General features: G+C 62.8%; 21 protein-coding genes. 7 read left to right on the plus strand and 14 right to left on the minus strand.

Going from position 1 to position 17,542, the window contains the following annotated elements:
• Nucleotides 1–54: 54 nt before the first annotated feature.
• The 4 genes from APH27_RS16660 to APH27_RS16675 all read right to left on the minus strand — a co-directional run bounded on the left by APH27_RS16660 (nt 55) and on the right by APH27_RS16675 (nt 2,363).
• On the minus strand, nt 55–693 hold the full coding sequence (locus tag APH27_RS16660) for a LysE family translocator (protein WP_060485403.1): 639 nt from the start codon (nt 691–693) through the stop codon (nt 55–57).
• Between the two features lie 74 nt (nt 694–767).
• Entirely contained in the window at nt 768–1,100 is a 333-nt protein-coding gene (locus APH27_RS16665; protein ID WP_060485404.1) for a type II toxin-antitoxin system HicB family antitoxin, read from the minus strand.
• Nucleotides 1,097–1,351, minus strand: coding sequence for a type II toxin-antitoxin system HicA family toxin (locus tag APH27_RS16670; RefSeq protein ID WP_060485405.1), 255 nt, complete (start codon nt 1,349–1,351; stop codon nt 1,097–1,099). Before APH27_RS16670 ends, APH27_RS16665 begins: the two co-directional genes overlap by 4 nt.
• Nucleotides 1,352–1,397: 46 nt before the next feature.
• Nucleotides 1,398–2,363: a threonine dehydratase gene (locus APH27_RS16675; RefSeq protein WP_027918688.1), complete on the minus strand. Its 966-nt coding sequence runs from the start codon at nt 2,361–2,363 to the stop codon at nt 1,398–1,400.
• A gap of 76 nt (nt 2,364–2,439) precedes the next feature.
• On the opposite strand from APH27_RS16675, the gene APH27_RS16680 reads away from it, so the two are divergent.
• Entirely contained in the window at nt 2,440–3,801 is a 1,362-nt protein-coding gene (locus tag APH27_RS16680; protein ID WP_082435167.1) for a PLP-dependent aminotransferase family protein, read from the plus strand.
• A 64-nt stretch (nt 3,802–3,865) separates the two neighbouring features.
• Here APH27_RS16680 and APH27_RS16685 read toward each other — a convergent pair whose 3' ends face one another.
• Nucleotides 3,866–4,123: a DUF2790 domain-containing protein gene (locus APH27_RS16685; RefSeq protein ID WP_054885703.1), complete on the minus strand. Its 258-nt coding sequence runs from the start codon at nt 4,121–4,123 to the stop codon at nt 3,866–3,868.
• Between the two features lie 275 nt (nt 4,124–4,398).
• Between APH27_RS16685 and APH27_RS16690 the strand changes: the two genes are divergently transcribed.
• A complete protein-coding gene (locus tag APH27_RS16690) occupies nt 4,399–4,848 on the plus strand; it encodes a GNAT family N-acetyltransferase (RefSeq protein ID WP_082435169.1) in 450 nt (149 codons plus the stop codon).
• Here the strand turns inward: APH27_RS16690 and def are convergent.
• From def to APH27_RS16705, 3 genes are all read right to left on the minus strand, one after another.
• Nucleotides 4,803–5,339 (minus strand): peptide deformylase, encoded by a 537-nt coding sequence (gene def / locus APH27_RS16695; protein WP_060485406.1) that lies wholly within the window; start codon nt 5,337–5,339, stop codon nt 4,803–4,805. The two genes, APH27_RS16690 and def, sit on opposite strands and share 46 nt — an antisense overlap.
• On the minus strand, nt 5,336–6,289 hold the full coding sequence (locus APH27_RS16700; RefSeq protein WP_027918684.1) for a YihY/virulence factor BrkB family protein: 954 nt from the start codon (nt 6,287–6,289) through the stop codon (nt 5,336–5,338). Before APH27_RS16700 ends, def begins: the two co-directional genes overlap by 4 nt.
• Nucleotides 6,290–6,434: 145 nt before the next feature.
• On the minus strand, nt 6,435–6,614 hold the full coding sequence (locus tag APH27_RS16705; protein WP_027918683.1) for a CsbD family protein: 180 nt from the start codon (nt 6,612–6,614) through the stop codon (nt 6,435–6,437).
• A 220-nt stretch (nt 6,615–6,834) separates the two neighbouring features.
• Between APH27_RS16705 and APH27_RS16710 the strand changes: the two genes are divergently transcribed.
• Together APH27_RS16710 and APH27_RS16715 are read left to right on the plus strand one after the other, a co-directional pair.
• A complete protein-coding gene (locus APH27_RS16710) occupies nt 6,835–8,304 on the plus strand; it encodes a nitrous oxide reductase family maturation protein NosD (RefSeq protein ID WP_027918682.1) in 1,470 nt (489 codons plus the stop codon).
• Between the two features lie 174 nt (nt 8,305–8,478).
• Nucleotides 8,479–8,859 (plus strand): hypothetical protein, encoded by a 381-nt coding sequence (locus APH27_RS16715; protein WP_016391875.1) that lies wholly within the window; start codon nt 8,479–8,481, stop codon nt 8,857–8,859.
• Here the strand turns inward: APH27_RS16715 and APH27_RS16720 are convergent, their stop codons facing one another.
• A complete protein-coding gene (locus tag APH27_RS16720; RefSeq protein WP_060485407.1) occupies nt 8,860–9,696 on the minus strand; it encodes a S1 RNA-binding domain-containing protein in 837 nt (278 codons plus the stop codon).
• Between the two features lie 130 nt (nt 9,697–9,826).
• Between APH27_RS16720 and APH27_RS16725 the strand changes: the two genes are divergently transcribed.
• The gene (locus APH27_RS16725) at nt 9,827–10,687 is read left to right on the plus strand and encodes a DUF6279 family lipoprotein (RefSeq protein WP_060485408.1); all 861 of its coding nucleotides are present in this window, start codon (nt 9,827–9,829) and stop codon (nt 10,685–10,687) included.
• 127 nt (nt 10,688–10,814) lie between these two features.
• Here the strand turns inward: APH27_RS16725 and aceK are convergent, their stop codons facing one another.
• Nucleotides 10,815–12,530: a bifunctional isocitrate dehydrogenase kinase/phosphatase gene (aceK, locus tag APH27_RS16730; RefSeq protein WP_027918679.1), complete on the minus strand. Its 1,716-nt coding sequence runs from the start codon at nt 12,528–12,530 to the stop codon at nt 10,815–10,817.
• A gap of 225 nt (nt 12,531–12,755) precedes the next feature.
• On the opposite strand from aceK, the gene APH27_RS16735 reads away from it, so the two are divergent.
• On the plus strand, nt 12,756–13,631 hold the full coding sequence (locus APH27_RS16735; protein ID WP_027918678.1) for a DMT family transporter: 876 nt from the start codon (nt 12,756–12,758) through the stop codon (nt 13,629–13,631).
• A gap of 13 nt (nt 13,632–13,644) precedes the next feature.
• Entirely contained in the window at nt 13,645–14,103 is a 459-nt protein-coding gene (locus APH27_RS16740) for a DUF4265 domain-containing protein (protein WP_027918677.1), read from the plus strand.
• Nucleotides 14,104–14,106: 3 nt separating this feature from the next.
• On the opposite strand, the gene APH27_RS16745 is transcribed toward APH27_RS16740, so the two are convergent.
• The 4 genes from APH27_RS16745 to cysK form a co-directional block, all read right to left on the minus strand.
• Nucleotides 14,107–14,988, minus strand: coding sequence for a DMT family transporter (locus tag APH27_RS16745; protein WP_027918676.1), 882 nt, complete (start codon nt 14,986–14,988; stop codon nt 14,107–14,109).
• Nucleotides 14,989–15,103: 115 nt separating this feature from the next.
• Nucleotides 15,104–15,265, minus strand: coding sequence for a hypothetical protein (locus APH27_RS26440; RefSeq protein WP_156335891.1), 162 nt, complete (start codon nt 15,263–15,265; stop codon nt 15,104–15,106).
• 175 nt (nt 15,266–15,440) lie between these two features.
• Entirely contained in the window at nt 15,441–16,376 is a 936-nt protein-coding gene (locus APH27_RS16750; protein WP_027918675.1) for an aspartyl/asparaginyl beta-hydroxylase domain-containing protein, read from the minus strand.
• Nucleotides 16,377–16,548: 172 nt separating this feature from the next.
• Nucleotides 16,549–17,523 (minus strand): cysteine synthase A, encoded by a 975-nt coding sequence (gene cysK, locus APH27_RS16755; protein WP_060485409.1) that lies wholly within the window; start codon nt 17,521–17,523, stop codon nt 16,549–16,551.
• Between the last annotated feature and the right edge of the window lie 19 nt (nt 17,524–17,542).

The following is a 17,542-nucleotide window of genomic DNA, read 5'->3' on the forward strand; positions in this document are numbered from 1 at the left end:
CGATCTCACAAGCGCCAAACAACTCCAGGCATGCACCCATGCCCCAACCACAACCTAAACGCCGGCGCCAACGAATTCCCGGTAACCCGAGACAATCACGTACACCGCGAAATAACAGAAAATAGCCGCCGACAGAAGGTATGACCAAGTCAGCAGGCGATCCCCCAGCAAGCGCCCGCCGTGGCTGGCGATGCCGCATAGGCTCATGCACCAGACCAACCCGGCCGCGAAGAAGCCGCCAAGAAACAACCCGGCGTCCAGCAGGCTGCCGCTGCCTGAGCGGGAAATCAGCACGCCACCGACCGCGGCGAACCAGAGGATGGCGCTGGGCGACGACATGGCCAGGAAGATGCCACGCAGAAATTCGCGCCAGCCCGACTCAACCACCACCTGCGCACTGGCATCCATGTGCCCGCCACGCCAGGCGGCCAGCAGCATCTTGATGGCGAACCACACCAGCATCACCGAACCGCCAAGCCACAGGGTCCAGCGCACACTTTCGAACTGCAGCAGCACGGTCATGCCAGCCAGCGCCGCAATGGCGTAGACCAGGTCGCCCACGCAGGTCCCCAGGCCGAGCCAGAAGCCTTGGAGAAAACCGCGTTGCATGGCCAGGGTGATCATGGCGATGTTGGCCACGCCGATGTCCAGGCACAGGGACAGGCTGAGGAAGAAACCGTTGGAAAAAGGCATTGAACACTCGAAGTCAGGGCAATCAGGCGCCGTAGAGCCTGCCACGAGCGGTCATGGGATGGAAGGGTGTACGATCAAGCCAGAGCTGCCTGCTCGAACACCTCATCCGCCCACTGGTTAAGACTTTTGCCGGCTGCTCGGGCGGCAACACTCGCGGCCGCGTGCACCTCCGGACGAATGCGCAGCATGACCTTGCCGGACGCGGGTTTTTCCGGGGTGATGCCCTGCTCCGCGCAATCGGCCAGGTAATCCTCCAGCGCCCCGCGGAAGGCTTCATTAAGCTCGGCCACCGAGCTTGCGTGAAAACTGATGATGTCGCGCATGCCCAGCACACGGCCAACAAAAATGTCGTCACGCTCATCGTATTCGATACGGGCGGCATAGCCCTTGTAACGCATGCAACTCATAGGCTGACTCCTGCCCGCAGCAAGAATTCGCGGGCTTCTTCAATCTGATACCGTTTGGCTTCCTTGCCAGGATGGGGGCGATGGCACCTAAAGCTCTGGTCGCCAAGCACCCGCTTGACCCTGGAGCCTTGCCGCTCCAGCACTTGCCCGCCGAGGTGAAGCAGCAGGGCTTCGACCTCGGAAAACGCCAATGAGGCCGTCGTGGGCGCCTTGAAGATAGCGTCGTAGATCTTTCGGTATCGAGTGTTCATCGTAAAGTGCTATCAAAATAAGCTAGCACTTTTCCCCGATAGTCATTCAGGGTTTTTCAGCCCCTGCCAGCACCTGCGCATAACGCCCGCGATCCACGTTGGCCCCGCTCAGCACCACTGCCACGCGCTTGCCTGCCTGGTGCTCGCGCTCCTGCAGCAACGCCGCCAGCGCTGCAGCACCGGCGCCTTCGGCCGTGTTATGAGTCGTTTCGTGATAGATCCGCATGGCCTCTGCCACTTCGCTGTCGGTGACCCGTACGATTCGCGCGGCATGCTCGCGTACGAGGGCGAAGGCATCCGGGTGTGGAACCCGGCAGGCCATGCCATCGGCAAAGGTATCGGCGGTGGCCGTGGTGACGATGCGGCCCTGCTCGAAACTCTGCGCGTAGGCATCGGCCGCACTGGACACCACGCCGACGATCTCGGTTTTCAGCCCCAGCAGGTTGCGTGCCTGGATCAGCCCGCAGATGCCCGACCCCATGCCGATCGGCACGTACACGCAATCCAGCTGGCCCACGGCCTCGAACAGCTCCAGGGCATAGGTAGCCACCCCGCGCACCAGTTCAGGGTGGAACGATGGCACCATGTCATAGCCCAGCTCGTCCGCCAGGCGCGCCGCCTCTTCGCGAGCCACGTCGAAGTCGACACCATGCTCCACCAGCTCAGCGCCCAGTGCACGCATGGCGGCGTTCTTTTCTTTCGAGTTGCCCTCGGGCACTACGATCACCAGCGGCACCCCGGCCTGTCTCGCGGCCAGCGCCATGCTCTGGCCGTGGTTGCCGCGGGTCGCGGTGACCAACCCGCGCGGTGGCTGGCCCCCCGCCAACAGCGAGCGCACATAGACCAGCCCGCCCCGCACCTTGAATGCACCGGTGGGCGCGTGGTTTTCGTGCTTTACCCACACCTGGCAGCCCAGCCGCTGGGCCAGCAAGGGCCAGGCGTGCTGAGGGGTGGCGGGTACATGCTGATGGACGAAATCGGCGGCTTCGCGCAGGGCAGCAAGGTCGAACATGGCGATCATCCCTCTTCGGCAGGTGGTTGATCCGATCCTAAGCGCCAGGCATTGTATGGGTACAACCTTATATTGCATGGGCAGCAATTTCGTGTGGATCCCCCAGCTGATCGACGATGACCAACCCCGTTATCTCGCCTTGGTCGATGCAATTGCCAATGCCATCGAAAGTGGCGCCCTCAAGGTCGGTGACCGCCTGCCCCCGCAACGCCGGCTGGCCTGGAAACTGGGCCTCAACCCTAGTACCACCCAGCAGGCCTACCGCGAAGCTGCCGCTCGGCACCTGGTGGCTGGCGAGGTGGGCCGCGGCACCTACGTACTGGCGGGCAGCAAGGAAGCGACCCTGTTCCGCATCAAGCATCATGACGGGCAACGCCCGCTGATCGACCTGTCGACCAACGTTCCAGTGGCCGATCCGCACAATCATGATTTGCACGACAGCTTGCGCAGTCTGCTGAAACGCCCGGATAGCGACTTGCTCGATCATTACCTGGGCCCCAAGCAGTTGCTGCTTGGGCGTATGCGTGGCGCCCAGTGGATGGCCAGCCGCGGCCTGGCCCTGTCAGCGGACGAACTGTTGCTGTGTGGCGGAGCCCATCAGGCGCTGGCACTGGTGCTGCAGTCGTTCTGCCAGGCAGGTGAGCCGGTCATGCTCGAGGCCCTGACCGCACCGGGTATCAAGGCGGCCTGCCGGCAATTGCGTCTGCCCGTGCATGGCGTGGCACTGGACGACCACGGCCTGCGGCCCGATGACCTGGACCGTGTGGCGCGCGCCAGCGGTGCCCGCGTGCTGGTAACTACCCCGACCCTGCATAACCCCACAGGCGCCTGCATGGATGATGCTCGCCGCGCGGCGATTGCTGAGGTAGTCAAACGTCTGGGGCTGTTGCTGATCGAGGATGATGTGTACGGCGCATTCAGCGACCAACCGCCGCTCTACCCACTGCTGGACGATCAAGGGGTTTACATCAACAGCCTGTCCAAGACAGTGGCTGCTGGCGTGCGATTGGGATGGATTGCGGCCAGCCCGAAGCTGCTGGTACAGGTTGACCCGCATGCCCAGGCCAGCCACTGGCCGGTGTCGCCATTGAGCCTGGACATCGCTTGCCAATGGATCGAAGACGGTACAGCCGCGCGGCGGCTCGCCTGGCAGAAAACGGAAATCACCGAGCGATGGCGCCTGGCTCGCAGGCTGCTGGGTGATGGGCTGCACCACACAGGCCAGCCTTCGCCCCATGCGTGGCTGGGCACGCCGCGGGGGGCCGAGGCGGTGGTAACGCTATGTCGCGAGCGAGGCGTGGAAGTCGTCCCGGCCAGTGTATTTGCCGTTGGCGCGACCGAGGTGCAAGCCGTGCGCATCAGCCTGTCGGCAGCAGGCAGCCGAGCAGAACTGAAACAAGGCCTGGAGGTAGTACAGCAGGTACTTTCGGGCCAATGAACCAGGGGACGAAAGCAGCCACTTCGCTACTGCTCAACGCGAAGAGGCCGCTGACGCAGCGCTATCAACCCTGCTGGCAACCTTCACCCATCGCCCGATACTGAATGGTGTGCACCTGGCCATGGTGGTCTTCATAGGTCATGGTCGCAGGCACCACTTCACAGACATTGGGGATGGTCGACAGGTTGATCACCCGTTTGATGTCAAGGTTCATGGAATAGTCGTACTGCTGGGCCACAGGCTCGCTGGAGACCGGTTTGGCCTCATCGGCGAGGGCGAACGAGGACATACCGACCAGAGCAAGAATCAGTAATGGTTTCATGGGGTTTGACCTTTAAAGCAATCCAGCTGATCGAGTGACTTCTTATGCCGTCAATGGCGCGGAGAAGTTGTCATCAACTGCAAAGATGACACGAAGTACCGATCCCGCTTCGTCTACTGCCAGGGGGAATGGTTAAAATTCTACTCCTGGCCGGGAATAGTTGAACCCTGAACTCGGACATTCACCCTTGCAGGTTTTGCAACAATCTGCGACAAAGCGAAACGGCTCGATAGCCTGCAATCAGCGAGCTAGAGCCCACCGTTCCAGGTATACCCATGACTGCCCTGCACTGCGCCCTGCTCATCGGCCCCGAGCGTCGATTGCTTGAACACTTCTACAAACAGCAGGGTTCGCGCATGCGTGCAGCCAATGATGGTGAATCGTGGGTGGCGCGCAGTGACGGGATCGTTGCCGGCCTTTGCCTCAGTGCGATTGCCGACGGCCAATGGCTCACCGGCCTGTTCGTTGCCCCGCAAGCGCGCAAGCGTGGCGTGGCCGCGCAGTTGATCGAGGCCGCGCTGGCCGGGCACAGTGGCCCGACCTGGCTGTTCTGCCACCCCGACCTTGCCGCCTACTACCAGCGCCTGGGTTTCAGCATCGCTGCGCAACTGCCCGAAGCCCTGGCCTCGCGCCTGCAGCGCTACCAGCGCAGCAAAAGCCTGCTGGCCATGGTGCGGGCTCAGTCGTCGCTGGCATCCAGCCCAGGGAACAGCACATCGGTGTAGCCGAACCTGGCAAAGTCCTGAATGCGCGAGGGGTACAGGCGGCCGATCAGATGGTCGCATTCGTGCTGCACCACCCGCGCATGGAAGCCATCGGCAAAGCGGTTGATCGGGTTGCCCTGCGGGTCGATGCCTTCATAGCTGATGTGCTTGAAGCGCGGCACCACTCCACGCAGGCCAGGCACAGACAGGCAGCCTTCCCAACCGTCCTCGATCTCGGGGGTCAGCGGCGTGATCACCGGGTTGAGCAGGATGGTTTGCGGTACCGGCTCGGCGTCCGGATAACGCTCGCTGCGCTCGAAACCAAAGATCACCAGCTGCAGGTCGATGCCAATCTGCGGCGCGGCCAGGCCCACGCCGCCGACGTGGTGCATGGTTTCGAACATGTCGTCGATCAACTGCTGCAGCTCGGCGCTGCCGATCAGATGGTCGGGGACCGGCGGGGCGATGCGCAGCAGGCGCTCGTCGCCCATCTTGAGAATTTCACGGATCATCGCGGGTTCGGCTCGGTCGGTTCAGGCTTGACCGGGTGTTCATGGCCAAGCACGGTGAGGGTTTCCTTGGGTTTTTCAGCCTCGAAATCCTTTTCACCCGGGTTTTTGCCCTCCTCCGACATGTGCTCGATCACCGCATTCATCTCTGCGCCCAACAACAGCACGGCGGCGGAAATGTAGAAGTACAGCAACAGCACGATGATCGCACCGATGCTGCCATACATGGCGTTGTAGTCGGCAAAGGTCTTGACGTAGTAGGCAAAGCCCAGGGAGGCGATGATCCATACTACTACCGCCAGTACCGAACCGGGGGTGATGAAGCGAAACTTCTGTTTCACGTCCGGCATCACGTAATAAATGAGCGCGACTGCTACCATCAACAGAATCACAATCGCCGGCCAACGCAAGATCGTCCACACCGTGACGATGACTTCCTGCATGCCAACCTGCGCCGCGATCCACTCCATCACTTGCGGGCCAAGCACCATCAACGCCGCCGCCACCAGCAACATGCCGGCAATACCGACGGTATAGAAGATCGACAGCGGGATGCGCTTCCACACCGCTCGTCCTTCGGGCACGTCGTAGGCGGCGTTCATCGCGCTCATCATCAGGCGCACACCCGCCGAGGCAGTCCACAGCGCGATGACGATACCCACCGACAACAGCCCGCCCTTGGACTGTTGCAACTGGTCGATCACCGGGTTTACCTGCTCCAGCGCTTGGGGTGGCAGCACTAGTTCCGACTGCAAGCGCAACCAGGTAAAGAAGTCTGGGAGGTGCAGGAAGCCGATCAGGGCGATCAGGAACAGGATGAAGGGGAACAGCGAGAACAGCATCTGGTAGGCCAGTGCGGATGCATAAGTCGACATCTCGTCGTCGACGAACTCCTTGACGGTGCGCACCAGCACACGGTGCAGGGGCAGCCCGCGCAGGTCGGGAAAAATCATAGCGTCTCCTTTCGCCGCTCGATTCATGTGTACAACGGGTAAGTCTAATAGACCACGCGGTCGATGTACTGCTCCCTGCCACGCCCGGAAAAATGCTAAGGCAACATGCACCGGCCTCACCAACGAGGCCGGTGCAGGCGCAGAATCAAGGCTTTTTCACTGCATCCTTGACGTCGCCCTTGATTTGCTGGGCTTCGCCCTTGAGCTCCTGTGCCTTGCCTTCGGCGCGCAGCTTGTCGTTGTCGGTGACCTTGCCCACGCCTTGTTTGATGTTGCCCATTGCTTCGTTGGCCAGGCCTTTTGCTTTGTCTTTGGTGCCGCTCATGGCAAATCTCCTGCAAATGGAGACACGAGAACCGTGTCGACAGTAGGTGGACCAAGCACCCTCGCCAGGAGTTTCAAACATTTTGCTCAACTCAAGCCAAGCGGTCACTCTGCGGGCGAATACCGCACCGAATCGGCCTCGCAGCGCTGCGCACTGCCGGGCGACTCCCTTAGAATCGCCAGCAAACAGCCTATAAAAACAACAGCTTCCGGATACCCCGATGCGCCTTATGCCCCTGATCGCGGCTTTGCTGCCGCTGCTGCCCCTGTCTGCCCTGGCCGCCGCACCGGCCAGCGAAACCCTGAAAGTCGAGCGTTATGCCGACGATGACCAACCCGGCACCCTGCGCTGGGCCATCGAAACCAGCAACCAGAACCCCGGCCACTACCGCATTGATATCGCCGCAGTGGGCAAGCCGCCCTATGTGATTCGCCCAACCCGCGCCCTGCCGGAAATCAAGGGCCCAGTGCAGATCACCGGGCTGCCCTGGGCCCGTGACGGCCAGTACATCGCCATCGACGGCTCGGGCTATATCAAGGACCAGGGCGTGCGCACCTGCCCCGGCGCCTTGCCCGGCCAGTTCGGCACCAACGTGCGCACCACCACCAACCCTGGGCTGGTGCTGCGTGATACCCAGGGCGTGCACCTGAGCGGCCTGGAGGTGCGCAACTTCTGCATCGGCATCCTGGTCAACCGTGCCAGCGGCAACGTCATCGAAGACAACCGCATCGTTGCCAACAAAGGCGGCGCCGGCATCATGCTCACGGGCGACGACGGCGCCGGCAACCCGACCGCCACCACTACGGTCAACAACAAGGTGCTGCGCAACCAGCTGATCGACAACGGCGATGGCCTTGAGCTGACCCGCGGCGCGGCCTTCAACCTGGTGGCCGATAACCTGTTCCGCTCCACTGCGGCCAACCCCGAGCCTTCCCAGGGCATCGAGATCCTGCTGGGCAACGACAACAGCGTGGTGCGCAACCGCTTCGAAAACTACTCCGACGGTTTGCAGATCAACTGGGGCAAGCGTAACTACCTCGGCGCAAACACCTTCAGCGGCAACTCGATCGGCGTCAGCGTCACCGGCGAAGGCAACATCCTCGACGGCAACCTGATCCACGGCAACCGTATCGGCGTGGCCCTGCGCCCGGAGCCGGATGTCACTGCCACGCGCCTCACCGGCAACCGCATCTGGGGCAACAGCCGGGACATCCGTCGCTGCGAGGCCGGCGGCTCGTGCGTGCCTGACCAGCGCACCGGGGCCATCATCTTCGGCGTGCCGGCCCAGGCCCATGCGCTGTATGTGGGTTCACGCGGGGTCGGCGCGGATTTGCCGAAGCAGGACCAGGCGATCATCTGCGATGCCAAGGGTGAGCCGAAGCCGTGCCAGCCGTTGCCCAACCACAACCAGCAGGCGCCACGGCTGATCGCCCTGGACGGCAACGTGCTGCGTGGCGAGGTGCAGGGGCCGGTGTCGAGCTTGTTGCGCATCGAGGTGTTTGGCAATGCCCAGGCGAATGGGGCCGAGGCGGAGCAATATCTGGGGGAGCTGTTGGTCAATAGCGATGCGCAAGGGCAGGCAAGGTTTGCTCAGGCGCTGGAGAACATCGGCCAGTTGAAGAGTTTCACTGCGACGGTGACCACTGCGGATGGGGCTACTTCAGCGTTGAGCAGGCCGATCAGCCGTTAGGGCTGATGGCCTCTTCGCGGGCAAGCCTGCTGCCACAGGGATGTGACAGAGCCTGAAGGCAATGACATTCCTGTGGCAGCGGGCTTGCCCGCGAAGAAGCCTGTAAACCTTGCTAGGCCCGGTGCCACCCCTCACAATGCAGCCCTAATCAAGCGTCAACCCGCAGGAACCTGCATGAAACTCGACAAACCAGCCGCCATCGCCCGCCGCAACCAGGCCCTGGCCAACCCGGTGCTGACCAGCGCCAATACCCTGTTCGCCATCCTCGACCGCAAGCGCAACCTGTGGTGGTTCGAGGTGCCGGTGGCACTGCTGCGCAAGGGCCAGCCCGACTGGGTCAACCTGCTGCTGCACACCCCGGAAAGCGACGAGCTGCAACACCTGAAGGTGCCAACCAACTTCCTGCGTGCTCACCAGGAGCAGATGGAAGTGCGCAACCCTGGCAAGCGCCGCTCGACCATCAGCCTGGCCCTGAGCGCCGACCGCGACTCGCTGCTGCGCGACACCCGCCCGGGTGGCGAGCAGCTGGACTTCCGCACCTTCGTCCAGGCCTGATCAGGCCTTTTCGATACGATCGTCATGGATGACGATGCGGCCTTGCTTGAACAGCCCGCCAATGGCCTTCTTGAAGTTGCCCTTGCTGACGTTGAACATCTGGCTGATCACTTCCGGGGCGCTCTTGTCGCTCACCGCCAACACCCCGCCTTCGGCATCCAGGCGCGCCAAGATGCGCTCCTGCAGGTCGTCGCCCAGCGCCTTGCCGACCGGCTGCAGGCTCAGGGCGATCTTGCCGTCATGGCGCACTTCCTTGATGAAGCCTTCCACATGCATGCCCGAACGCAGGAACTTGAACACCTCGTTCTTGTGGATCAGGCCCCAGTGGCGGTTGTTGATGATGGCCTTGAAGCCCATCGGCGTCTCGCCGGCCACCAGCAACTGCACCGGCTGGCCGACCGCGTAGTCAGCAGGCGTGCGATCGAGGTAGCGGTCCAGACGCGAAGTGGCGGTGATGCGCCGGGTGCGCTTGTCGAGGTAGGCATGCACCACGCAGTAGTCGCCGATCTTCAGCTGGCGTGATTCTTCCGAATACGGCATCAGCAGGTCCTTGGACAGGCCCCAGTCGAGGAAGATGCCGGCACCGTTGATGTCTTTGACCTTGAGGCTGGCGAACTCGCCGACCTGCACCTTGGGCTTCTCGGTGGTGGCGATCAGCTGGTCTTCGCTGTCCAGGTAGATGAACACGTTCAGCCAGTCGTCGACCTCGGTTTCGGCGTCCTTCGGGATGTAACGCCCGGGCAGCAGGATTTCGCCGTCGGCGCCGCCATCCAGGTACAGGCCGAATTCCACGTGTTTCACGATTTGCAAACTGTTGTAACGCCCAAGCAGAGCCATTTCCGATGTTCCTCAAGACAAGGCGGCTATTCTACACCTGAAGCCAGCGCGCTGCCCGGTCGCTGATTCGGCGGAACCGCGCCGCCCCCCTTGCGTCTACCGAATGGCCAGCCACTGCAAGGATTCGCACATGCCTGTACGCCAGTCCAAAGCCCTGTTCCTCGCCATCGCCTGCACAGTGGCACTGGCCGCCTGCAGCCGGATCGACCTGGCCTACCGCAACCTCGACCGCCTGGTGCCCTGGTCGCTGGGCGACTACATGGCGATGAACCGTGAGCAGAAGACCTTGCTCGACGAACGGTTGAAGGAGCACCTGGCCTGGCACTGCAAGACCCAGCTGCCCGGCTACCTCGACTGGCTCGACCGCGTGCGCGACATGGTCGCCGAGGACCAGGTGACCGACCAGGCCCTGCAGCAACGCACGGTCGAAGCACGCCAGGCGATTGGCCGGGTGGCTGAAGAAATCACCCCCTCGGCCACCGAGCTGCTGCGCGGCATGAGCGATGCGCAAGTGGCGCAGATGCGCGATGCCTTCCGCGACGATATCAGCGAGCGGCAAAAGCAATATGTCGACACCCCCTTGGCCAAACAGATCGCCCGCCGCAGCGAACGCATGGAAAAACGCCTGAACACCTGGTTCGGCGAGCTCAATTCTGCCCAACACCAGCGTGTGCAGGCCTGGTCGCAGGCGCTGGGTGACCAGAACCGCCAATGGATCGCCAACCGCCAGCACTGGCAGCAGCAACTGCTGCTGGCCATGAACCAGCGTAACGACGCGAGCTTCGAGCCGCGAATGGCGACGTTGTTGCAACGCAAGGAAAGCCTGTGGACGCCGGAGTATCGCGCTGCCTATCAGAATAGCGAGCAGCAGGCACGCAGCCTGTTGATCGATTTGCTGCGCTTGAGCACTCCGGTGCAGCGCCAATACCTGCAAGAGCGGCTGGCCAAGGTGCGCACCGATTTCAGTGAGTTGAAGTGCCTGAAAGAGTGAAGTGAACAGCAGGCCCGGCCTCTTCGCGGGTAAACCCGCTCCCACAGATTCCACACTGGACTCACGTGCGCACAAAACCTGTGGGAGCGGGTTTACCCGCGAAGAGGCCGGGCCTGGAAGCCGAGGATCAGCGCCCCTTGCGCCGATAGGGGAACACGTCGATCACCTTGCCTTCGCGGATCGCCGCCTGCAGCCCCTTCCAGTAATCCGCGTCATACAACTCCCCGTGTAACCGGCTGAACAGCCGGCGCTGGCTGATATCGGCAAACAGGAACGGCGGGAACTCCTCGGGGAATACATCGTGCGGCCCGATCGAATACCACGGCTCGCCAGACATCTCGTCCTCCGGGTAGCGCGGCGGCGGGATGTGCCTGAAGTTCACCTCGGTGAGGAAGCTGATCTCGTCATAGTCGTAGAACACCACCCGCCCATGCCGGGTGACGCCGAAGTTCTTCAGCAGCATGTCACCCGGGAAGATGTTCGCCGCCGCCAGCTGCTTGATGGCCAGCCCATAGTCCTCCAGGGCTTCGAGCACTTGCCCTTCGCTGGCCTGCTCCAGGTACAGGTTGAGCGGGGTCATGCGTCGCTCGGTCCAGCAGTGGCGCACCAGCACCGTGTCGCCCTCCAGCGCCACGGTCGAGGGTGCGACTTCCAGCAGTTCGGCCAGGCACTCGGGCTCGAACTTGCCACGCGGGAAGCGGAAATCGGCAAACTCCTGGGTATCGGCCATGCGCCCCACCCGGTCGACGCTTTTCACCAGCCGGTATTTGTCGATCACCGTGGCGCGGTCGACGGTCTTGGACGGCGAGAAGCGGTCCTTGATGATCTTGAACACCGTGTTGAAGCCCGGCAGGGTGAACACGCTCATGACCATGCCGCGCACCCCGGGCGCCATGACGAAGCGGTCGTCGCTGCTGGCCAGGTGGTTGATCAGGGCGCGGTAGAACTCTGACTTGCCCTGCTTGTAGAAGCCGATCGAGGTGTACAGCTCGGCAATGTGCTTGCCGGGCAGAATGCGCTTGAGGAAGTTGACGAACTCCGCTGGCACCGGCACGTCAGCCATGAAGTACGAACGCGTGAACGAGAAGATGATCGATACGTCGGCCTCGTCGGTGATCAAGGCGTCGGCCTCGATGCCGTGGCCTTCACGGTGCAGCAGCGCAATCACCAGCGGCCACTGCTCGTCGCTGTTGTACAAGCGGCCGACCAGGTAAGCGCCCTTGTTGCGGTACAGCACCGGCACGAACAGCTCCACGGTCAGGGCCGGGTCCTTGCACACCCAGTCCGGCAGGCATTCGCGCAATTGCTCCTCAAGGCGGGCGAGGTCGCCTTCCAGGTCGCCATAGGGCGCATCGAACGGGTAATCGGCGAAGATCGCCCGCAGCAGGCTCTTCAGGCCGGCACCCAGTGTGTAGGTGCGGGTCTGCGCAGCGCGCTCATGGGCGCGGATCGAAGGCCGGGTGGTGTGGATGAACATGCAGCCGTCGCTGATCTGGTCATGGCTGAACAGGCTGCAGAACAGCGAGTTGTACCAGGTTTCCGCCAGCTCATCGTCCAGGCGTGGGTCGATCAGGCGGATGTAGGCGTTTTTCACCAGCGGCCACTGCTCCACATCCAGCAGCACGTCTGCCTCGAAGCCGTCACGCAGCCAGCTGTTGACCTCGCCGACCTTCTGTTCATAAAGGTTGATACGCACGGCCGACGCCCGCTGAATCTCTTGCCAGCGCGCCTGCTCGAAGCGCTCGCGAGCCCCCAGGGTGATGCGGCGAAAATGCTCGCGATAGTCGTCAAAACCGTCGAGGATCATCCGGGCGATCTCGCCGGCTGGCCAATGCTGGGTCATGCGATGAACCTCACGCCTGGTGAGATGAAGAGCTTAGCCTGTACTGGCCTCTTCGCGGGTAAACCCGCTCACTCAGGTTTGCGCAGTGCTTGAAGGCAGTGATCTCCCTGTGGGAGCGGGTTTACCCGCGAAGAGGCCGGCACAGGTTTACAGCGCAAGAAAGCACAAGAAACACACCCGGCGCCTGGCGTACACTCGCGCCCTGCCCTGTACCCGGAGACCGTTGTGAGCCCCATCGCCCTAGCCCGCCTGCTGACCCTTGCCGCTGTCTGGGGGGCGAGCTTCCTGTTCATGCGCATCATCGCCCCGGAGCTGGGCACCATCCCTACCGCGTTCTTCCGCGTCTCCATCGCCTGCCTGGGCCTTGTCGCCATCCTCGCGGCCACCCGGGTGCGCTGGAACTTCAACGGCAAACTCGGCGCCTGCCTGGTGCTGGGCATGATCAACTCAGGCATCCCGGCCACCTTCTATTCAGTCGCCGCGCAAGTGCTGCCCGCTGGCTACTCGGCCATCTTCAACGCCACCACGCCGCTGATGGGCGTACTCATCGGCGCGCTGTTCTTCCGCGAGGCCATGACCCTGCCCAAGCTCGGCGGTATCTTTCTTGGCCTGTTCGGTGTCGGCATCCTCAGCGGCGCTGGCCCGGTCGCGCTGGACATGGCCCTGGTGCAAGGGGCCCTGGCTTGCCTGGCGGCCACCACCTGTTACGGCTTTGCCGGCTTCCTCGCGCGGCGCTGGATCAGCGGCCTGGACAGCCGCCTGTCGGCCTTGGGCAGCATGCTCGGCGCCACCTTGATGATGAGCCCGCTGTTCGCCTGGAGCGCCCTGACCCAGCCACCGGCAAGCTGGGGCGGCTGGCAGGTATGGCTGTCGCTGCTGGGCCTGGGCCTGCTGTGCACCGCCTTCGCCTACATCCTGTACTTCCGCCTGCTGGCCGAGATCGGTCCGGTCAAGGCCAGCACCGTGACCTTCCTCATCCCGGTATTCGGCGTAGTGTGGGGCGCGTGGTTGCTGGATGAGCCTTTGTCGATGGCGCATGTGTATGGCGGTGTGCTGATTGCCCTGGCACTGTGGCTGGTGCTACGCCCGGCGCGTATGTGAGGCGAAGCGAACCATGAGCGACACATACAAAAAGGTGCTGTTCCGCCTGGAGCAGGACGAACACGGCTACCCACCAGCCTCGGTGGAAGGCTTGTGGACGCAAGCGGTCGCAGGTGGCCATCGGGTCGACAGCATCCCCTTCCACGTCTACGGCATCGCGCCCGGCGACATCATCAGCATCCGCAATGAAGGCGACCAGGCCTGGTTCGATGCTTTGCAGCAGAGCGCCGGAGCGTCGGTGTTCCGGGTCGTGGTCAAACCACCGGAAACGTTGGAGCAGGTGCACGCGGCCCTGATCGAGTTCGGTTGCACCTGCGAAGTGGAAAAAGCGGTCAGGATGCTGGCAGTCGAGGTGCCGGCAACGCGATCGGCCGACACCCTGCTCTACTACCTGCTGACCCAGCGCGAAGCCGGCACCCTGGACTTCGAGGAAGGCGTGTTACGCCACGCCATCCCCGAAGAATTCCGCTAGGCCTTACGCCTCAGCCAGCCGCGCGGCCGGTTTGCGGAACACGAACAGCAGGCCGACCACGATCAGCCCCATGCCCAGCAGGCTCAGCGGCGCCAGGCGGTTACCGAAGATCAGGAAATCCATCACTGCAGTCACTGCCGGCACCAGGTAGAACAGGCTGGTGACGTTGACGAGGTTGCCCTTGGCGATGAGCCGGTACAGCAGCAGCGTTGCCAGCAGCGACACCACCAGCCCCATCCACAACAGCGCGCCGATGAAGCCGCCGGTCCATGCCACCTGCAACGGCTGCAGCGGTGCAAACACCGCGCACATGGCGAAGCCTGCGATGTATTGCAATGGCAGTGTGCCCATGGGGTTGTCGGTGATGCGCTTCTGCAGGATCGAACCCAAGGTCATGCTGGCCAGCGCCAGCAGGGCGAACAGCATGCCGAGCAGCGAAACCCCGCCCAGGTTGATGCCCTGGTAGACCACCATCACCAGCCCACCAAGCCCCAGCGTCAGCCCGAACAGCCGGCTCCAGGAACGCTGGCGCTCCATCAGCACCACGGTGAGGATCGGTTGTACCCCCATCACTGTGGCCATCACGCCTGGGGTGACATGGGTGTTGAGTGCCAACAGGTAGAAGATCTGGTAGGCGCCGAGCAGCACGCAGCCGGTACCCAAGGCACGCAGTATCGCCCCCCTGCTGCGCGGCCAGCGCAGGCCAAGCAACGGGCCGATCAGCAGCAGGCCGGTCAGGGCCAGCGCCGAGCGCAACAGCAGGAAGGCGAAGGGGCTGGCATGGGCCAGGCCAAGTTTGGAAACGATCGCGCCGCTGCTCCAGAGCAGGACGAACAGGCTGGTGGTGGCCGCCGAGGCCACGGATGCTTTGTTGAAGACAGACATGTATTGCCACCTGATATAAGGCGAATAAGCCAGACGGCGGGCGTGAACTTCAGCGAGGGAAGGTGCCGACCGTGTTCAGTAGGTTGCGGGTGCGAGGGGATTCGGCAGCAGCCGATCAGCCCAGTACGACCACACAACGAGGCGGAGCTACGCCGCCTACGACGCCACTGACAGGTGGTGGGTAGTGACTGATCATGGCCGGCTGCTGGCTGCCACGCACGACCATGCCCGCGACTGGCGCGATGGCAAAGCTTGCGGTGGAAGGGATGGCTGGCATGATCGGGTCTTCAGGGAAGAGAAGTGTTTCGGAATATAGCGGTGAATCCTGGGTTGGGCAATAGCCTGTTCCGGCCTCTTCGCGGGTAAAGCCGCTCTCACAGGTAGTGCACAGGCTTCAAGTACTGCGCGATCCCTGTGGGAGCGGGTTTACCCGCGAAGAAGCCAGACCTGCCTTAGAACAACCAGCGGTACAACACGTAAGCCACCACCACCGCCAGCACCGGCCGCAGGATGCGGTAGGCCTTGGGGTTGGCACGCTTGAACTGCTTCACGCGGGTGCTGATCTTGTTGCTGAAGCGCTTGCTCCAGGCATAGGCCTGGTTGATCCCGCCCACACGCTCGTCGTCGGTGTTCTGCGGCGCGGTGGCGCGGCCGAGGAAGGCACTGACCTTGCGGTTGATACGGGTCATCAGCGGGCTGCTCAGCGGCCGCTCGATGTCACAGAACAGGATCACCCGGGTCACGTCGGTTTCGTTCTTGACCCAGTGCACGTAGGTCTCGTCGAACATCACGTCCTCGCCGTCACGCCAGGCGTATTCCTCGCCGTCGACATAGATGCGGCAAGCGTCGGAGTTTGGGGTCGACAGGCCCAGATGGTAGCGCAGGGAACCGGCAAATGGGTCGCGGTGCGGGTTCAGGTGGCTACCGCCCGGCAGCAGGGCGAACATCGCGCCTTTGACATTGGGGATGCTGCTGACCAGCTCGACAGTTTTCGGGCACAGGGCTTCGGCAGACGGCAGCGGCTTGTCGTACCACTTCAGGTAGAAGCGCTTCCAGCCTTTCTTGAAAAACGAACCGAAGCCGGCGTCGTTGTCCTTTTCGGCAGCACGGATGTAACCCTCGTCGAACAGGCGCATGGCCTCCTCGCGGATCACCTGCCAGTTGTCCTTGAGCACGTCCAGCTCAGGGAAGCGCTGGCGGTCCAGGTAAGGCTTGGACGGCACGCCGGAGAACAGGTACATCAGACTGTTATAGGGTGCGAACAGCGCCGAATGGTTGACGAACTGGCGCAGTACCGGCAGGCGTGCCTTGCCGCGCAGGTGCACGTACAGCACGCTGCCGAAGAACACCAGCAGGACACCTGCCTTGGCGAGGAAGGAAAAGGTCATGCAACACTCCTTGGATGGGACGCAGGCCAGCGCTGCCTGCTCCCAGAAAAATCATCCGGCCATCATAAACCCATCCCGCCCCGGTAAAAACAACCAGGGCAGGATCTCACTCATGAAGATTTTGCAATAAACCAAGCCGCCGAATGCTGCGCCGGATCAGCGGCAGGGCTGATTACTGCTGGTTTTCCTGCTCGCTGAACAGGTCGCTGAACAGCATGCTGGACAGATACCGCTCACCCGAGTCGGGCAGGATTACGACGATGGTCTTACCCTGCATCTCCGGTTTCTCGGCCAGGCGCACCGCGACTGCCATGGCCGCACCACAGGAAATACCGCAGAGAATGCCTTCTTCCTGCATTAGGCGAATGGCCATGGCCTTGGACTCTTCATCGGTCACGGTCTCGACCTGGTCGACGATCGACAGGTCGAGGTTTTTCGGTACGAAGCCTGCGCCGATGCCCTGGATCTTGTGCGGGCTGGGCGTGAGCGCTTCACCGGCCAGGGTCTGGCTGATCAGCGGCGAAGCCACCGGCTCGACCGCCACCGACAAAATCGACTTGCCCTGGGTGTGCTTGATATAGCGCGACACGCCAGTGATGGTGCCGCCGGTACCGACGCCTGCAACCAGTACGTCGACCGCGCCGTCGGTGTCGTTCCAGATCTCCGGCCCTGTGGTCTTTTCGTGGATCGCCGGGTTGGCCGGGTTCTCGAACTGGCCCGGCAGGAAGTACTGGGCAGGGTCGGAGGCGACGATTTCATTGGCCTTCTCGATGGCGCCTTTCATGCCCTTGGCCGGTTCGGTCAGCACCAGCTCTGCCCCCAGTGCCTTGAGCACCTTGCGTCGCTCCAGGCTCATGGAGGCCGGCATGGTCAGGATCAGCTTGTAGCCACGGGCGGCAGCGACGAAGGCCAGGCCGATGCCAGTGTTGCCCGAAGTCGGCTCGACGATGGTCATGCCCGGCTTGAGTTTGCCGCTGCTCTCGGCGTCCCAGACCATGCTCGCGCCAATCCGGCACTTGACCGAGTAGCCCGGGTTGCGCCCTTCGATCTTGGCCAGGATGGTCACCCCACGCGGGGCGATGCGGTTGATCTGCACCAGCGGCGTGTTGCCGATGGAGTGGGCGTTGTCTGCAAAGATACGGCTCATGGCAGGGTCCTTGAACATG

The sequence above is a fragment of the Pseudomonas sp. NBRC 111123 genome, from assembly GCF_001320205.1.
In the GTDB taxonomy this organism is placed as follows: domain Bacteria; phylum Pseudomonadota; class Gammaproteobacteria; order Pseudomonadales; family Pseudomonadaceae; genus Aquipseudomonas; species Aquipseudomonas putida_J.

What these genes read in the sequence shown, in the direction of transcription:
- APH27_RS16660 (WP_060485403.1), bottom strand. Translation starts at nt 693, where the DNA reads ATGCCTTTTTCCAACGGTTTCTTCCTCAGCCTGTCCCTGTGCCTGGAC.
- APH27_RS16665 (WP_060485404.1), bottom strand. Translation starts at nt 1,100, where the DNA reads ATGAGTTGCATGCGTTACAAGGGCTATGCCGCCCGTATCGAATACGAT.
- APH27_RS16670 (WP_060485405.1), bottom strand. Translation starts at nt 1,351, where the DNA reads ATGAACACTCGATACCGAAAGATCTACGACGCTATCTTCAAGGCGCCC.
- APH27_RS16675 (WP_027918688.1), bottom strand. Translation starts at nt 2,363, where the DNA reads ATGTTCGACCTTGCTGCCCTGCGCGAAGCCGCCGATTTCGTCCATCAG.
- APH27_RS16680 (WP_082435167.1), top strand. Translation starts at nt 2,440, where the DNA reads ATGGGCAGCAATTTCGTGTGGATCCCCCAGCTGATCGACGATGACCAA.
- APH27_RS16685 (WP_054885703.1), bottom strand. Translation starts at nt 4,123, where the DNA reads ATGAAACCATTACTGATTCTTGCTCTGGTCGGTATGTCCTCGTTCGCC.
- APH27_RS16690 (WP_082435169.1), top strand. Translation starts at nt 4,399, where the DNA reads ATGACTGCCCTGCACTGCGCCCTGCTCATCGGCCCCGAGCGTCGATTG.
- def (WP_060485406.1), bottom strand. Translation starts at nt 5,339, where the DNA reads ATGATCCGTGAAATTCTCAAGATGGGCGACGAGCGCCTGCTGCGCATC.
- APH27_RS16700 (WP_027918684.1), bottom strand. Translation starts at nt 6,289, where the DNA reads ATGATTTTTCCCGACCTGCGCGGGCTGCCCCTGCACCGTGTGCTGGTG.
- APH27_RS16705 (WP_027918683.1), bottom strand. Translation starts at nt 6,614, where the DNA reads ATGAGCGGCACCAAAGACAAAGCAAAAGGCCTGGCCAACGAAGCAATG.
- APH27_RS16710 (WP_027918682.1), top strand. Translation starts at nt 6,835, where the DNA reads ATGCGCCTTATGCCCCTGATCGCGGCTTTGCTGCCGCTGCTGCCCCTG.
- APH27_RS16715 (WP_016391875.1), top strand. Translation starts at nt 8,479, where the DNA reads ATGAAACTCGACAAACCAGCCGCCATCGCCCGCCGCAACCAGGCCCTG.
- APH27_RS16720 (WP_060485407.1), bottom strand. Translation starts at nt 9,696, where the DNA reads ATGGCTCTGCTTGGGCGTTACAACAGTTTGCAAATCGTGAAACACGTG.
- APH27_RS16725 (WP_060485408.1), top strand. Translation starts at nt 9,827, where the DNA reads ATGCCTGTACGCCAGTCCAAAGCCCTGTTCCTCGCCATCGCCTGCACA.
- aceK (WP_027918679.1), bottom strand. Translation starts at nt 12,530, where the DNA reads ATGACCCAGCATTGGCCAGCCGGCGAGATCGCCCGGATGATCCTCGAC.
- APH27_RS16740 (WP_027918677.1), top strand. Translation starts at nt 13,645, where the DNA reads ATGAGCGACACATACAAAAAGGTGCTGTTCCGCCTGGAGCAGGACGAA.
- APH27_RS16745 (WP_027918676.1), bottom strand. Translation starts at nt 14,988, where the DNA reads ATGTCTGTCTTCAACAAAGCATCCGTGGCCTCGGCGGCCACCACCAGC.
- APH27_RS26440 (WP_156335891.1), bottom strand. Translation starts at nt 15,265, where the DNA reads ATGCCAGCCATCCCTTCCACCGCAAGCTTTGCCATCGCGCCAGTCGCG.
- APH27_RS16750 (WP_027918675.1), bottom strand. Translation starts at nt 16,376, where the DNA reads ATGACCTTTTCCTTCCTCGCCAAGGCAGGTGTCCTGCTGGTGTTCTTC.
- cysK (WP_060485409.1), bottom strand. Translation starts at nt 17,523, where the DNA reads ATGAGCCGTATCTTTGCAGACAACGCCCACTCCATCGGCAACACGCCG.